The 17,620-nt window shown below is 66.1% G+C and carries 4 protein-coding genes; all 4 read left to right on the forward strand.

Annotated elements, in window-relative coordinates:
- Positions 1-21: 21 nt before the first annotated feature.
- Genes DL519_RS10530 through DL519_RS10545 form a run of 4 tightly spaced genes read left to right on the forward strand, consistent with a single transcriptional unit; the run spans position 22 to position 17,556 of the window.
- A complete protein-coding gene (locus DL519_RS10530; RefSeq protein WP_223838720.1) occupies positions 22-3,042 on the forward strand; it encodes a DEAD/DEAH box helicase in 3,021 nt (1,006 codons plus the stop codon).
- Positions 3,039-8,564: a hypothetical protein gene (locus DL519_RS10535; RefSeq protein ID WP_190814314.1), complete on the forward strand. Its 5,526-nt coding sequence runs from the start codon at positions 3,039-3,041 to the stop codon at positions 8,562-8,564. The genes DL519_RS10530 and DL519_RS10535 overlap by 4 nt, the downstream gene beginning before the upstream one ends.
- Complete coding sequence (locus DL519_RS10540) at positions 8,561-15,334, forward strand: DEAD/DEAH box helicase (protein WP_190814316.1); 6,774 nt, start codon at positions 8,561-8,563, stop codon at positions 15,332-15,334. Before DL519_RS10535 ends, DL519_RS10540 begins: the two co-directional genes overlap by 4 nt.
- Positions 15,331-17,556: a UvrD-helicase domain-containing protein gene (locus DL519_RS10545; RefSeq protein ID WP_190814318.1), complete on the forward strand. Its 2,226-nt coding sequence runs from the start codon at positions 15,331-15,333 to the stop codon at positions 17,554-17,556. The genes DL519_RS10540 and DL519_RS10545 overlap by 4 nt, the downstream gene beginning before the upstream one ends.
- The last annotated feature ends 64 nt before the right edge of the window (positions 17,557-17,620 follow it).

The following is a 17,620-nucleotide window of genomic DNA, read 5'->3' on the forward strand; positions in this document are numbered from 1 at the left end:
GATGATCGAATGGAGTCGAACGTGACAGAGAGCGCCGTCGAGGCAGCGGCGGGAGGCAAGGCCAAGCCGTCGCTGATGCCAGGGGCTCAAGTGCGGATTCGCGACGAGCAGTGGCTGATCCGGAAAGTGACGCCCACGCGCTCCGGCGAGCACATGATCACAGTCATCGGGATGTCGTCGTTCGTGCGCGGCACCGAGGCTGTCTTCTACTCCGAACTCGAGGACGAGATCACGACCCTCGATCCCAAGAAGACCCAACTGGTCGGGGACGATTCGCCACACCATCGCCGAGCACGCCTCTTCTTGGAGGCGGTGATCCGCAAGACGGCGCTCCCGCAGACCGAACAGGGGCTGGCGCTGTCCGACGCGTTCTTGCTGAAGCGTCAGCGGCATCAGCTCCGTCCCGCCGAGCTGGCGTTGTCGATGCGCAACGCACGCCCCCGGATTCTTATCGGTGACGTGGTGGGGCTCGGAAAAACGATCGAAATCGGACTCTTGCTCGCCGAGTTGATCCGCCGGGGACGAGGTGAGCGGATCCTGGTCGTCACGCCGGCTCAGGTCTTGGAACAGTTCCAGCGTGAGATGTGGACACGGTTCTCGATCCCGCTGGTCCGGCTGGACGGCACCGGCATTGAGCGCGTGCAGCGCGAGATCCCCGCCGGGCGGAACCCGTTCGCCTATTTCAAGCGCGCGATCATCTCCGTCGACACCCTCAAGCGCGATCAGTATCGCGCGTATCTCGACCGCACCGAGTGGGACACCGTGGTCATCGACGAGTGCCACAACGTCGTCAACAAGCGCACCGACAACAACCGTCTGGCCCGCAGGCTCGCCGGGCACACCGACGCGTTGATCCTCGCGTCCGCGACCCCGCACAACGGCAAACCGGAGTCGTTCGCCGAGCTGATCGACATGCTCGACGAGGCCGCGATCGCCGATCCCACGAACTACGACGTCAAGAAGCTCGACCACCTCTACATCCGGCGCACGAAGACCGCGAAGGAGGTCCGCGACTCGCTCACCGGATCGTGGGCCCCACGCGGGCCATCGCTGCCGGTCAAGGTAAAGGCCACCGACAAGGAACGGGCCGTGCTCGCGGAGTTGGCCGAGCACTGGATTCCCCGCGCGACCGAGACTAGCTCGGTCAGCGCTCATCAACTTCTCCCCTATCGGCTCTTCAAGTCGTTCCTGTCCTCGCATCGGGCGCTGACACAGACGATCGAGACCCGGATCCAGACCCTGGCGAAAAAGGCCAAAGAGGCCGAGGCGAGCAAGAAGAAACCGGATCCGACGATCACTACCGAGACCGAAGCGCTCACGCGGCTCCAGGAGCTGACCGCGAAGATCACCGACTCCGACTCGGCGAAACGGGCCGGATTGGTGGAGGTCCTGCGGGAACTCGGAGTGGGTCCGGGTTCCGACGTGCGGGTGGTGATCTTCTCGGAGAGCATCCCGACACTGACGTGGCTGGCGGAGACGGTACCCGCCAAGCTCGGGTTTCCGCGTACGACATCCGAGGACGAGGACAAACCCTGGCGCGGTTTCCACGGCGCGGTCGAGGTGATGCACGGTCAGCTGACCACCGACGACGAGGACCGCTCCTTCACCGACCGCTTCGGTCTGCGGGACGATCCGCTGCGGCTGTTGTTCACCGGAGACGTTGCTTCGGAGGGCGTGAACCTGCACCAGCAGTGTCACCAGCTGATCCACTACGACCTGCCGTGGTCGCTGATCCGCATCGAGCAACGCAACGGTCGTATCGATCGCTACGGGCAGGCGGTGTCACCGGAATTCCGTGCGATAGTGCTCACCGCCGACGTCGCCTGGCGCACCGATCCCGAGACCGGAGAGGAACTACCGCTGGACGACCACCTAGTCGGGAGGAAACTGCTCGAACGCGAGGAAGAGGCGCACCGGATCGAAGGCTCGGTGGAGCAGGTCTCCGGCCTGTATTCGGGGAAGGAAGAGGAGGACCGGCTCACGCAGGATCTGATCGCGGGACGCACCGTCGATCAGTCCCTGCGCGCATCCCGAAAAGAGAGCCAGGGCTTCATGGCCGCCATGTACGGCAACATCGGCGCCGCCGCGTCCAATGCCGCCGAGGTCCGGACCGCGTCGGTGCCCACCCTGTTCGACTCGACCGAGTCGTACTTCGACGAGGCGCTGCGGCAGATCTGCCCCATGGGGCCCGAACAAGAACTGACGCTGCGCCGGGAAAGCGACGGCACCATCGGCTTCGAGCCACCCGCCGACCTGCGCTACCGACTGCGCGCTCTCCCGCAGTCGTATCTGGACGAGCAGGGCATCCTGCCAACAACTCAACGCGAGGGACGGCTGCGCATCACCTTCAAGGAGAAGCACGCGCAGGAACAGCTTCAGCGCGCGCTGGACTCCTCGGGTTCGCAGTGGCCGTACGTCGGATTTGTGTCCCCGCTGCATCCCGTCGTGGAATGGGTGACTGACAAGGCGCTCGCGTCACTGCGCTACGACGAGGCGTTCGTCCTCGCGTATCGACCCGACCACGCCGTCGCCACCGAGATCGACGGCTACCGGGAATCCGATTTCGAAGGCCCGATCTTCCTGGTGCAGGGCGGTTTCTCCAACGCGTCGGGAAGGCCGACGGTCGTGGAGTGGATGGCGATCGTGGGTCTGCCTGACACTCCGCGCGTGCTGCGCGTCGACAACCGGTTCCTGACGGCGTGCGGGGTGGGGCCCGAGATGTCTGGTCGCGCGGAGCCGATCGAACTTGACCGACTGAAGCGCCTCGTTCCGCTCGCCATCGACGAGGCCGAACGCCACCTCCGAGGACGGCACGCCGACTACGCCAAGGAGATCGGCGAACTGCTGGCTCCACACTGTGCGCGTGTTAAGGGCTGGCAAGAGGAGTTGTTCCGGCTCACGCGTTCCGGGACGCAGAAGCACGTCCGCAACACCGTCGCCGAGTTGGAGAAGCTCGCCGAGAACCTGACGACGTCCGGTGAACCTCTGCTGCGACTGCTCGCCGTCCTGGAGCCGTTGTCCGCGAAAGGCACGACCCGATGAGCGCCGACTTTGACTCGCTGATCAACCGTGGCGAGTACTTCACCTCGCACTACTTCGCCGAGCAGTTGGCCGACGACCTCCGCAAGGGCGTGTTCGCGGCCTGGTCCGACGTCGAGAACGATCCTGTCGGCAACGAGCGGCGACGTTTCACACCTCGGGACCACCTAGGTCAGCTACACTCCCGCTACCACGCGAAAGGCGTGCGGGGCTTCTTCATCAACCGCGCGAAGACCGACGAAAATCCCGCATCATTCGGACTGAGCACCTACGGTGACGAAGACTGGCGTGATGCGCTGTCGAGCTGGCATCGCCGTGTACTGCGGGCACTCGGGTTCGAGTCGGGGAAGCCGACGGATCCCGATCCGGAAGACACCGGGCCGACGACGCTGGCCGTGCACCAAGCCGGGCAGGACCACGAAGTCGAGGTCGCCTGGCACGGAGACGGGATCGTCGTGCTCGAATGCGGCTGGTCCGACGACGTCGACGCCACACTCGATAGCACCGGGCCGGGTCGCCTGCTGCACCCGCTGCGGGCGAGCTCGGGCGAGAACTACGAGACCGGACCGGCACTGGCGTCCTGGCTGTTCCGGGGCGAGCTGGGCGGCAAGGGCGGCGAACCGCCGCGTTTCGTCCTGCTGCTGTGCGGCGGAGTCCTGGTGCTGACCGACGGCCAATCCTGGTCAGAGGGACGTTTCCTCGCGGCGAGCCTCGACGCCGCACTCCAACGCAACGACACGCGCAAGACCGGCGAGATCGCGACGATCTTCGCGTTGTTCGGCCGCGACATGCTGAGGCCGGGAACGGGCGGCACAGCCCCGCGCATGGACGCGTTGCTAAAGGGATCGACGAACAACGCGGTGGCCGTTTCCCCCGAGTTGCGCGACGGCCTGCAGCGTTCGGTGGAGATCATCGCCAACGAAGTCTTGGTCCGCCTCGACGAAGCCGGAGTGGAACCCCGCAGGCTCGAACGGCCCGGCAGACGGTTCGCCGACGAACTGACCGAGGAGACGCTGCGCTACCTGTACCGGATTCTGTTCCTGCTGTACGCGGAGTCCCGGCCCGAGCTCGGCATCCTGCCGTCCGACGACACCACCTACGAGGCCGGCTATTCGGTGGCGCGGCTGCGGGAACTGGTAGCGCGGGACGAACGGCTCGTGGAAGAGGAGGCGAAGAACAGCTTCCACCTGTACGAGTCACTGGCCGTGCTCTTCGACAAGGTCAACAACGGCCACCGGATGATCGACGACGACCCGGATGATGACGGTGGCCGCGGTCTGCGGTTCGAGGCGCTGCGCAGCGAGTTGTTCGATCCCAAGGCGGTCCGTCTCATCGGCCGACCTGAACACCCGTCGGGTACAGGCACCCTGGATCTGCGGTTGCGCAACACCGCTCTGCACGAGGTGCTCCGGTTGCTGACCATGAAGAAGGGCCAAAGCGGCAACCAGGGCGGCTTCATCTCGTACCGCAACCTCGGGATCAACCAGCTCGGCGCCGTCTACGAGGGCCTGATGTCCTACACCGGCATCATCGCCGAGGAAGAACTGTGTGAGGTCGCGAAGGACGGCGATCCGGAGGCCGGATCGTGGCTGATCCCGGCCAACCGCCAGCGCGACTATCCCGAGCACACGCTCGTCGAATACGACGAGCACGACAACCACAAGGGGCTGCGCGGCCCGAAACGCTATCGGCCTGGGACGTTCGTCTACCGGCTGTCCGGACGCGCCCGCGAGACGTCGGCCTCCTACTACACGCCGGAATCCCTGACGAAGGTCACCGTCGAACTGGCGCTGAAGGAACGACTCAACCAGGAACGCGACTCCGACGGCAACGTCCGCACCCGTGCAGCCGAACTGCTGAGACTCAAGATCTGCGAGCCTGCGCTCGGCTCGGGCGCGTTTCTCAACGAGGTCATCAACCAGGTCGCCGAGGAATACCTCCGCCGCCGTACGGAAGAACTCGGGAAGTCGCTGCCCGCATCCGAGGCGGTGACGGAGAAGCAGAAAGTCAAGGCGTACATCGCGCTGCACAACGTCTACGGCGTCGACCTCAACGCGACTGGTGTCGAGCTCGCCGAGGTGTCACTGTGGCTCAACACGATGCATCCGGGGATGCGGGCGCCGTGGTTCGGGCTGCACCTGCGGCGCGGCGACTCGCTGATCGGCGCCCGCCGAGCGGTGTTCGCAGCCGACGAGGTGACCACGCGGGCGTGGACGCTCGCCAAGAACCCCCTGGAGCCGACCCCGCTGCCGTTCCGCCGCGACGGCGCCCGGCAGCCGCTGCCCGACGGAGCCGTGCACCAGTTCCTGCTACCCGCTCCCGGCTGGGCGTCGGTGTGCGGCTCGAAAGAAGCGAAAGCACTGGTCGACCGCCATCCAGCCAAGATAGGGCTCACGCAGCTCGATGCGTGGCGCAAGGGCATCCTCGGCAAGGCCCCGAAGCGCAGCACCGCACACATCAATAAGAAGACCGGCGAACCGAAGATCGACAAGAAGACGAAAGAACCTCTGACGGAGTATTCCCAGTACACCCGCCTCCGCGACGCCGCGCGGCGCTTCGAGTACCTGTGGTCGCTCGTGGTGCGCCGCATGGAACTCTCGGAACGCGCGATCTCGCGCCGCATCGACGTCTGGGGCGCGGAGGGCAACGAGTATGACTTCCTCGCCCGCCCCGACACTGCCGACCGCAAGGAGGACGTCTACCGAGACCTCTTCTATTCGGTGGACACCCCGTACTGGCGACTGAAGAAGGTCATGGACGCCTGGTGCGCGCTGTGGTTCTGGCCAGCCGACCAAGCCGGGCTGTTGAACGGTTCCGCATCCGAATATCACTCGCACGAGATCGACGAGTCCGCCGAGAGCCTGGCCGCGCTGATCGGCGCCCCGCTCGTGGAACCGGCCGCACAGCAGCACCATGTGGATAACTTCGCGTTGTTCTCGGTGCCCGGCGAACAGACCGACCTGCTGGCACTTGAGGCCGAGGACTCCGTCGAGTTCCCGGTCGAGCGGAAGGTGCTCACGCGCAAGTCCGTGCAACAAGCGAAATCGCAGTCGAAGCGGAAGGAACCGCCCCCTTCCACGCCCGCGACGCCGTTGCGGAACCTGGACGACTGGCTCGACTTCCTCGAAGCGATGCTTGGCAAGAGCGATCCGGACGGCACGTTCGCGGACTCCTTCGACTCGCTCGACGAGCTCAAGAAGCACGAGGAGTCACTGCCGCTGACGATGCAGATGGCGGTCGTCGACCCCGACCACAGCATTCCCGAGGTCGATCTCGAACGCCGCTTCCCGTGGCTGCACACGGTCCACGAGATCACCGAGAAGAAGGGGTTCCTGCACTGGGAACTCGAATTCGCGATGATCTTCGCAGACCACGGCGGCTTCGATCTCCAGGTCGGTAACCCGCCCTGGTATCGCCCGCGTTGGGACGAGGACGCGGTGCTCGCCGAGCACGAGCCTTGGTTCGCGCTGGAGGACAAACCCGACCAGGATGTGAAGGCCCGCCGACGCACGGAAGTGCTGGACAATCCGGACGCATTCGCCTACACCCTCGGCGAGCAGACCGGTCTCGCCGCGCAGGTCGCCTGGCTCGGATCATCGCAGGTCTATCCGCTGCTTTCCGGTACCCAGCCGAACCTCTATCGCGCGTTCATGTCGCAGATCTGGGACCACGCGTGCGCCGACGGGACGGCGGGCATGGTGCACCCCGACACCCACTTCAGCGGAGAGAAAGAGGGAGCGCTGCGCGAAGCGGCATATCGACGGCTGCGGATCCACGGTGACTTTTTCAATCCCGGCCACCGTTTTTTCCCCGAACCCGTTGGGGAGTCGAGCCATTTCGGCGTCCATGTCTACGGCCGTCCGGGCCCTGTCGATTTCGCGCACCTGTCATGGCTGGTCTCCACGGACACACTGCGTGGCTCGCTTGCGGACGGCGCTCCGCACGACCGGGAATCGCTGCCCTCGATCCGGAATTCGTCGGGAAAAGGATTCGACGACCGGCCGCATCGGGACCGTGTCATTCCAGTCAACGTCGACCGACTCGCGACCTGGCAGCGCCTGCTAGGAGAAACCGATGTGCCCGTCGCGCAGGCCCGGTTGCTGTTTCCGGTCAGCGTCGCCGAGAACGATGCGATCGAGGCGCTCGCCGACTATCCGCTCCGGCTCGGCGCCTTGGCCGGCCCACAGTTCAGCCCCGGCTACCACGAATCTGGAGCCAAGAACCGGAACCTGATCGCGTACAACCGCCCCGATCCTGCCACGGGCAAGGAATTCCAGCCCGATCGATGGCATCGGGTAGTGCTCGTGGGCAAACAACTCGGCGTCGCGACACCCACCTTCAAGCGACACGACGCAAACTCTAATGACCCGTACGGTCACAATCTCGTTTCGCTACCCGACGACTTCGTATCTGACACCGCGTACCTTCGAGTTGCCGGCCGGGGGCTCGAATACCTTTGCGAACAAGATCGCTGGATCAACCATCGAGCTCTCGACAAGCTTTGGAACGACGAGCGAGCCGTCGCGCGTGCGCGCACGGAAATCGCCGCAGCAAAAGGGATTCCGGAGGAGAACGTCGAATTCGACGAGATAGAAAAGCGACTCGTCGAGCAGTCCCGGCGCTGGTATACGATGTTCCCGAGGAGCGCGTGGCGCGAAATGATCGCGCCAGATACAGAGCGAAGTCTCTACGTCGCACTCGTCGCGCCGGGAACAGCCCATGTCCATAGCGTCCGCAGCGCGGCTCTTCCCAATCCTCGTGAAACAGTCCTCATGTCGGGGCTGTGGTCGGGACTTCCACTTGACTACTACCTCCGCATCACGGGTAAAGGCCATCTGGATGCAGGACAAGCCCGCCGGATGCCTGCCCCGCATCCTGACCACCCCCTCGCCCCGGCGCTCCTGCTCCGCACGCTCCGCCTCAACTGCCTCACCACTGCCTACGCAAAACTCTGGGCCGAGCTGTACGACCCAGCCTGGCGTGACACCGAGAGCTGGGCGGTCGACTGGCCCGGCCTCCCGCCGCTGCAAGACGTGACACCCGAATGGCAACGCAACACTCCACTTCGGACCGAACGGGCCCGCCGGTCGGCGCTGGTGGAGATCGACGCGCTGGTGGCGGTATGGCTCGGTATGAGCGCCGAAGCTCTCGTCGCCGCCTACAAGGGCCGTTTCCCGGTACTGCTGAAGTACGAGGCTGTGACCTGTTTCGACGCCGACGGCTGGAAGATCGCGGGTGAGGCTCGCACCCGCGGCCAGAAACAGGGTCCGGTGAAGGACACGTGGCCACAGCTGCAGGAGTACCTCGCCGCACAACACACCGGCGACGACGGCGTGGCCCCGCCTGAAGGGTTCACCCCGCCGTTCTACAAGGCCAAACGGGAAGACGAAATGAAGGCTGCGCACGGGGTATTCCAGGCCCAGCTCGATGCCGCGATCGAACGCGGCGAGTGGGATCCGTCCGCGCCTCCGTCGACGCCCGATACGTTTGCGTCCCTTGAGGGCGAGGAGGTGCCCGAGCCGTGAGGCCGACGCTCGAGGCGCAGGGGCTCAAGGAGAGCCTCCTGCAGTACCTGTCCACGACCTACGCGCTCTCCGACGAGGGCGCACGCGAAGCGCTGCACTGGTTCCTCGGGGACGAGACCACCGGCATGTTCCGCGGCCCATTCGTACGGCTGCGCGTCCCGTTCCGGCAGGCGTCGAATGACTGGGAACGACTGCTGGCCTGGAAGCCCTCCGATTTCCGACCGTACGCCCACCAGTCGGCGGCTTTCCAGCGGCTGACCTCGATCGATGGACACGAGCCGCAGCCGACGATCATCACGACCGGCACCGGATCCGGTAAGACCGAGGCGTTCCTATATCCGATCCTCGATCACTGCGCCCGCGAACGTGTCGCGAACCCGGACGCCGCGCCGGGGATCAAGGCCGTGCTGCTGTATCCGATGAACGCGCTGGCCACCGACCAGGCGAAGCGGATCGAAGACTTGCTGAAATCGGAATCCGCGCTGTCCGGAGTGACCGCAGGGCTCTACATCGGCGAGGAACCCGCGTCCGGTTATCGGCATGTCGTCACCCACAAGCCCGCGATGCGGCATTCGCCGCCGGACATCCTGCTCACCAACTACAAGATGCTGGACCTGCTGCTGCAACGCGGTGAGGACGTGCGGTTGTGGGCGAACGCCGACCTCCGCTACGTGGTGGTCGACGAGTTCCACACCTACGACGGCGCGCAGGGCACCGATGTCGCGATGCTGCTGCGCCGATTGGCGTCGGTCGTCGGCGCCGTCGAGCCGGGCAAGCCGCTGGGCCGGATCTGCCCGATCGCGACATCGGCGACCCTCTCGTCTCCCGGCGCCACCACGGACGCCGGAACCGCGACCGCGATCGGTGAACAGGACCGGAACGGAATCGTCGCGGTCGCGACGGCGCTGTTCGGCACCGAGTTCAGTCCGGATGCCGTGATCGGCGAAGAGAGGATGACCGTCGACGAATTCCTTCCGAGCGACGCCTTCAAGCCGGTGGCGCCGCCCGAGCCCGACGTGGTCGCGGCACTGCCCGACCCCACCACCGGAGACGCCGCGCTCATCCAGCTCATCGAGGCGTTCACCGGCGACGCGCCCGCCACGATCGACCCGCACGAGCTCGGGGCCGAACTGCGTCGGCTTCCGTTCACCACGGCGGTGCTGCGCGCGGCCAGCGGCGAGGTGCGTACCTACGCGGACGTCCTCGACCAGCTGTGGCGTGTCGGCGGGCAGAGCTGGATCGCCGCGATCACCCACACCCCGGAGGTCGCCGCGCAAGCCCTCGCGCGGTTCATCGCGCTGCTGTCGATCGCACGCCATCCCGATTCCACCCCGGACAATCCCCGCCCGTTCGTACAGGTGGAAGTCCATCAGTGGGCGCGGTCGGTGTCGCGGATCGTGCGGGGCGTACTCCCGTGGCCGCGCGCCGAATTCCGGTGGGACAACACGGAAACCATCGACGCTTCCGGACACGGTCCGGTGCGGACCTCGCCGACGACCGCCACTGTCGGCGCGACGGCGAACCTGTTCCTGCCCGCGATCTACTGCCGGTCCTGCGGCCGGTCCGGGTGGGCGGTGTTCTCCCCGGAAAGCGACCCGCTGGCGATCCAGCTCGACGCGCAGCGCATCCGCCGCGCGTCGATGGGCCGGGACAAGATGCGAGTGCGCAACCTCATCGCCGCCACCGATGCGGAGGCCCGCGAGGGCGCCGCCACCACTGCGATGTCTCGAAGCAAGCGGGAAAGCCGACGCGGCGCCACCAGTCGCGGGGCTGGCGGGCAGCTCTACGTCCTCGACGGAGCCGGCTCCCAACTGCGGGTCCCGAACCCCGGCGGCGACTACGAACGGGAAGCCGACAACACACCCGTGCCGAGCTTGCCCAAGCCGGACAGCGCGTTCGTGCTCGCCCACCTCGGTGACACCGCCGACACCGCAGCGCGGGAGGACTGGTGCCCGGCGTGCGGGGAGCACAATGCGATCCGCTTCCTCGGTACCGGCAGCGCCGCGCTCGCCTCCGCCTCGATCACACACCTGTTCACTGCCGGTGAGCTCGACAAGTCCGTGCACGAGGACAAACTGCTGATGTTCAGCGACTCGGTGCAGGACGCGGCACACCGGGCCGGATTCGTCTCCAGCCGCTCCTACACATTCTCGCTGCGCGCGCTGTTGGCGAGCCACCTCTCCGACGACGCACCGAAGGCTCTGAACGATCTCATCGCCGACGTCATCACGAACACGACCGATCCCGAGACACTGCGCGCGGTCGTGCCGACGGACCTGCACGACCTGCGAGGCGTGAACCGGCTGCTGTCCGGGAAGGGACGCGGCGGCGATCTGCCGACGTGGGAGCTCATCGGGCAGCGGCTGGCGTTCGAAACGCTGATGGAGTTCGGGTTCCGGTCACGCAACGGCCGCACCCTCGAACTTACCCGCACCGCCGCCGCGCACGTGCACCTTCCGGATCCCGATGCGGCGGTCGAGACAGTGCGGGCCGCGCTCGCAGAGTCCGTTGCCGACGGCCCCGCCCAACTCGTCGGTCCGGACACCGATACCGGGGCAGGAGAGGCCGAACCGGACACCGATGCCGGTGAGGCAGAATCCGGCGCGAAGGTCAGCAAGGAACTCGCCTTCCTGCGCGTGTTCCTGGAACGCTTGCGCACGCGCGGCGCAGTCAAACATGAGTGGCTGGTCGGATATCTGCGGGAATCCGGGACCAACCGCTACCAAATCTGGGGACGTCGACCGCAGGGCATGCGCGCGTTCCCGAAACACGTTGCCGCGCCGAAGTTCCTCCTCGCGGCACCGAAGAACAAGAGTGACTTCGACATCGCGACCGGCCGGTTGTCCTGGCACGAGCGGTGGGCCCAACGGTGCCTGAAGATCCCGCGCGAGCAGGTTCCCGGCTTCTGGCGTCGGCTGCTGCCTGCGCTGACTGAGGCCGGGCTGCTGTCGGTGGGTACCCCGACGGACACCTCGGTCCGGATCTACGGTCTGCAGCCGGGGGCGGTCTCGGTCCGGTTGCTACGCGACGACGAGGTCCGGCACGCGTTCGTGCGCTGCAACCGGTGTTCGTGGGAGCAGACCGTGCCTCCGTCGCTGCTAGACCAGTGGCACGGACAGCGCTGCCCATCGTATCGCTGCTCCGAGGGGCGCCTTGTCGCCGGAGACCGGGCACACGAACTCGGTGTCCATCTGCGCCACCGCGACTTCCGGGAGGACTACTACCGGCGGCTGTATCGACAGGCAGGGACGTACCAGGTCGTGACCGCCGAGCACACCGGGCTGCTGAGCCGGGCCGAGCGGGAACGTGTGGAGCAGGGGTTCCGCGCGCCGACCGGGTTCAAGAACCCCAACGTGCTCTCATGCACGCCGACCCTGGAGATGGGCATCGACATCGGCGAACTGTCCTCAGTCGTGCTCGCCGCATTGCCCCGCCGTCCCTCCGGATACGCCCAGCAGGTCGGCCGGGCTGGGAGGAAGACCGGCAACGCGTTCCTGCTGACCATCCCCGGACGCAAGAATCGCGACCGCTACTTCCTCGAACAGCCGAAGGAGATGATCGCCGGAAGGATCACCCCACCCGGGTGCCACCTGTCGGCGATCGAGATCCTGCGGCGGCAGTACTTCGCGCACCTGCTGGATCTGGCCGCGCACGGCCGGCTGAAGGATCCCGACGGCGGGACGATAGCCGCGCTGCCGCAGCGCGCATCGGCGTTGTTCGGCCCATCCGACTATCTCGTCGACCTGGTCGACGCCGTGCTGGCCGATGCCGACACGCTCGTCGACGGGTTCCTCACTCTGTTCCCTGCTGGGGTCACCGACGAGGCGAAGGAGCAGCTTCGCCAGTTTGCCACGCGTGAGCTGCGCCGTGCCGTCGGCGACGCGCAGGACGAGTGGTTCCGTGCCGAGGAAACGTTGCGCCGACGTCTGGACATGATCAAGGCGGCGCGCGATCGGCTCCACGACTCCGATCCGGACGACGCGAAACAGAAGGCGGAGCTGAACGCGGATGAACGCGCCGTTCGCCGCAGCCTCCGCGACCGGGGCCGCATCGATTCCCAGCAGGCGCTGTGCGATCTCGGGTTGACCCCCAACTACGCACTGCTGGATTCGGTCACCGAACTCAACGCGACCCTGTACTGGGAGGAATCTGAAAAGGACACGGAAAACCAGCAGGACAAGGACCGCCGAGTCCGGTTCGAGACACTGCCCCGCACCTACGTGCGCCCGCGGCGGTATGCACTGGAGGAACTTGCACCCGGCAACACGTTCTACGCCAGCGGCTACAAGCACGAGATCACCGGCATCGAGATCGGCACACCCCAGGATCGGGAATGGACCGCATGGCGGCTGTGCCCGGAATGCGGCCACGTCCGCACCAGCGACGCTGCGAACGATCGCTCCCCGTGTACCCGCTGTGGCAGCCCCCGGATCTCCGACGACGGCTCGTACCTGCATCAGGTCGTCGAACCGAAACGAGTGACCGCACGCGACCGGCGTGAGGACGCCCGCATCAACGACGACACCGACGACCGCATCCGCGAGTCCTACACCTTCGTCAATGCCGTCGACATCGATCCCCAGACGATCAGCGACTCGTGGCGACACGCCGCCGAGACGTTCGGTGTGGACTTCTCACGCAACGCGGTGATCCGCCGTATCAACCTCGGTCCCGCACGATTCGACCAACGCGCGGACGCCCGGATCGCCGGCCGCGACGTCCGGATCAGCCCGTTCCTCGTGTGCACCGACTGCGGAGCCGTCAGCACCGACGGGGCGCCGGTGTTCCACCATCCGCCCGATGCTCAGGCCTCGTCCGGCCGGGACCCCCATCTAAGACACCATCGTCCGTGGTGCCGACGACGACTCGGCAATCACCCTGACGAGGTCAGCCAGCAGCCGGTACTGCTGGCCCACGAGTTGCGGACCGAAGCACTGCGCGTGCTGCTTCCCGCTTCGACCATGCTGGTCGACCAGCGGGTGCAGTCGTTCAAGGCAGCACTGCGACTCGGCGTCGACCGACATTACGGCGGCGATCCGCAACACCTCGACGCCACGCTGACATCGATGCCCGATTCGCAGACAGGAGAACGCAGGCACTACCTGGTGCTGTTCGACCGGCTCCCCAGCGGCACCGGGTATCTTCACCGGCTCGTCGAACCCGACAAATTCCGTGACACGCTCGTAGAATCCCGGCGCGCGCTTCTGGAATGCCCGTGTGCGGACGAAGGCCGTCGCGCCTGCCACCGATGCCTGCATCGGCACACCGAGGAACAGTTCCAGCACCTCGTGTCCCGCCAGGAGGCGCTGAGCATCCTCGGGGATCTTCTTGGTTCTGTCGACGAAAACGGCGAGCTCGTCGAGGACAAGTGGGCAACCGACTCGGTACCCAGCACGTCGGCGATCGGGTTGGAGAAACAACTCGAATCCGATCTAGAGGCACGATTCCTCGCCGTGTTGCGTTCGTGGGCGTCGGCCGAGGACAACGTCGCCCTCGACGAGGACAGTCGCGTCAGCGGTTATCTCCGATTCGCCAGCACCACCGACGTCGTCAGCTGGCGGCTCACCGCTCAACGCCGCACCGGCTACACCCGGACCGACTTCACGTTCGAACGTGTCGACGGTCCCCGACAGTCCGTCACCGTCTATCTCGACGGCTACCGCAACCACGCGGCGCCCGATCGCAACCGCATCGCCGGGGACGCCGACAAACGTGGTCGACTCCGCTCCGACGGGCACGTCGTTTTCCAGCTCACCTGGGACGATCTGGAACTCTTCGACGAGCCTGCGGGCAAGCCGGAAGCGGTCTGGCCACCCTATGTACAGAGTGGACAGAATCAGGCACGGGACCTCTACGAACACCTAGGCGGGGACCGCAGCGATCTCGACCGCACCGTGTTCACCAACCCGATGCACACGGTCCTCGCGTTCCTCCGAGAGCCCGACCGAAACGCATGGGCACGTCGCGCCACCGCGCTCCTGAACGGGCTGATGGGCCCGTCGGTCAAGCCCCTGCTTCAGTACGGTCAGCCGCAGGACGCGATCACGGCGATCCGCGCCGAACTCACCGGCAGGCCCCCGTCTTTCGCCGGCACCGAGTCACACTGGCACGTGCTCCGCTGCACCGACTCCTACGGTGTGGACCTGCTGTTCGTCGTCGACGAACGCGGCACCGTCGAGGAATCCCGCTGGGCGGCGCTCGTCGTCCACGACGACAGCAACACCGCACTCGCCGACACTCGACACCGGCGGCGGTGGCGGGCCTGGCTGTACTGGTCGAACCTCGTTCAGTTCCTCGCTTACTCCGGCGGCGACGGTGCGCAGATCGCGGCCAGCCGTGCGCACGAATTCGCGCCCGAGACGCTCGCGATTTTCTCCGGAACCGACACCCACGAACAGCCGGTACTCACGGCCGCCAAGGATCTGGTGTGGGACGAGGAAATCCTGCCGCTCCTGGAAGAAGACGAGAAAGACAAAGAAGACGAGCCAGAATCAGCACTGACCCGGCTCGCCCGATGTCTCGCCGCCGCAGGCAAGAAAGCACCCGAATTCGGACACGAACTCGGCGAACAGAACTGGGAAGTCGACTTCGGCTGGCGCGCGGTCCGGATCGGCGCGACCGGATCCAGCTCCCATTCCGATGAGGCGCGCAAACGCGACGAAGCGTACGGTGCCGAGGGCTGGCAGGTACACACCGCGGAATACTGGCTCGATCACCTCGACTCCCTGCTCCCGCTGATCCCGGATGTGGAAGGCAGTACCGCTCGATGAAGGCTCTCCTCCGCGTGCACCAGAAGGCCGATCGCGAGGTCTACAAGCTCGACAGCAAGGTGAAGGCCAAGTACGTCGACTTCTGCCACCGATTTCGCCAGGACCCGGACATCCCCGGCCTCGACCTCAAACCGCTCAAGGGCGACAGCCGCGTCTACCGAGCGAAGATCAACGACTCCTATCGGGCGTTGCTTGCCAGAGTGGGAGTCGATGCCGAGGGCCGACAGGAATGGGCACTGCTGTCGGTCCGCCACCGCAAGGACGTCTACGAGGAACTCTCGATCGCGGTCAACCGCATTACCGGCGAGCTCGAATTTATCGACCTCTCCAGCGGCGGCGATAGTCTCGTGCGGCGTACGGGTCTCGCGCTGACACCCGCCGAACCCGATGCTCCCCACGAACAACCGGGTGACACCGCCGCGACCGGATCCGGCACGGCTCCGATGCTGACAGGTGTCACTTCGGAAGAACTGCGTTCACTCGGCGTCGAGGATCGACTGAGCACGCTCGCGCTGGCCGCCGACGGCGACGAGCTGGATCGCCTCATCGAGGGAGCGCCACCGTTGGCCAAGGACGTCCTCACCGGACTCGCCGCAGGTATGCTACTGGACGAGGTACGCCGCGAGATCACCGAACCCGTCGCCGTGGACCTCGCCGACGACTACGCCGACGATCTCACCGCGGCACTCGACCGCACCCCGGTCACGACCGTCGACGATGACCTCAAAGACATCCTCGCCGAAGGCGATTTCCGTGATTGGAAGGTGTTCCTCCACCCCACGCAGCGCAAGATCGTCACCCGCCACTACAACGGCCCCGCCCGCGTCTCCGGCGGCCCGGGCACCGGTAAGACCATCGTCGCGCTCCACCGCGTCAAACATCTCGCCGAACACCTTCCCGACGGCGACGACAAACCCATCCTGCTGACTTCCTTCACCAAGAACCTCACGACCGATCTCCGCGCCCGGCTCGCATCGCTGCTCCGGCCCGAGCATTTCGACCGCGTCGAAATCGCCCACGTCGATCAGCTCGCGGCCCGAGTCCTCGCCGAGACCAGCGCCGACGGCTCGCGAAAGCAGCGCGTCAGCGACGGCGTCGCGCAGCACTTGCTCGCCGAGATCCTCGACGAGATCGGAGAACGCGACTGGACCCCGACCTTCCTGTTCGAAGAATGGGACCAGGTCATCCTCGGGCAAGCGCTGGCGACGCGAAAGGACTACTTCGCCGCGCGCAGGCCGGGCCGAGGCCGGCTCACCCGCCCCGATCGGAACCGTGTCTGGAAGATCCTCGAAGTCCTCACCGCCCGCCTCGACAAGCGGGGACAGGAAACCTGGGGACAGGCAGCCGAACGCGCTGCCCGCGCGGAACGCGATCGTGCAGCGCGCGTCACCGGTGATTCCGCCGACACCAACGACTCCGGCATCCAGTACCGCAGCCATCGATACTGCCACATCGTCGTCGACGAAGCCCAGGACCTCCGCGCCTCGCACTGGATCATGCTGCGCTCCATGGCCCCGGAAGCGCCCAACGACCTCTTCATCGCAGGCGACACCCACCAGCGGATCTACGACCACCATGTCACCCTCAGCACCGTCGGCATCAATATCCGTGGACGGTCGACGCGACTCACCCTCAGCTACCGGAGCACCCGCGAAATCCTGGACTACGCCACCGGCATCGTCGCCCCGGAACGCTCCGAATACGACGACCTCGACGACGGGAAGGACACCCTCGACGGCTATCGCTCGGTTCTCCGAGGTCACGCCCCGCAGCGCACCGGGTACACCGAGTGGCGGGAAGAGCTTGACGCACTCACGCAGACCCTGAAGTCCTGGCGCGAGGACCGCGGCGCCACGCGCGGCACCATCGCCGTCTGCGCCCCGGACCGTAACAAAGTCACCGACGTCATCGATCATCTCGCGGATGAAGGCATCACCTGCGCGGAGCTCACCAAGAACGGCCCGGCGACCGACGGCGAGGTCCACGTCGGAACCGTCCACCGTTTCAAGGGTCTCGAGTACCAACGCATCGCGATGGCCGGCATGAGCGACGGCATCATTCCCCGCAAGGCTGTCCTTGACCGCTTCAACACCGAAAACCGCAAACGTCTCGCCCGCGAAGAGTGCAAATACCGGTCACTGCTGTTCGTCGCCGCCACCCGTGCCCGCGACGCCCTTCGCATCACCTGGCACGGAGAACGAAGCCGCTATCTGCCGGAGTAGTGGACGAGTTGTCCCGTTTCGAAGATCAGCCGGTACCGACGAAGCTGCGGACCTGGTTGTGCGT

This window comes from Saccharopolyspora pogona, assembly GCF_014697215.1.
GTDB lineage: Bacteria > Actinomycetota > Actinomycetes > Mycobacteriales > Pseudonocardiaceae > Saccharopolyspora > Saccharopolyspora hattusasensis.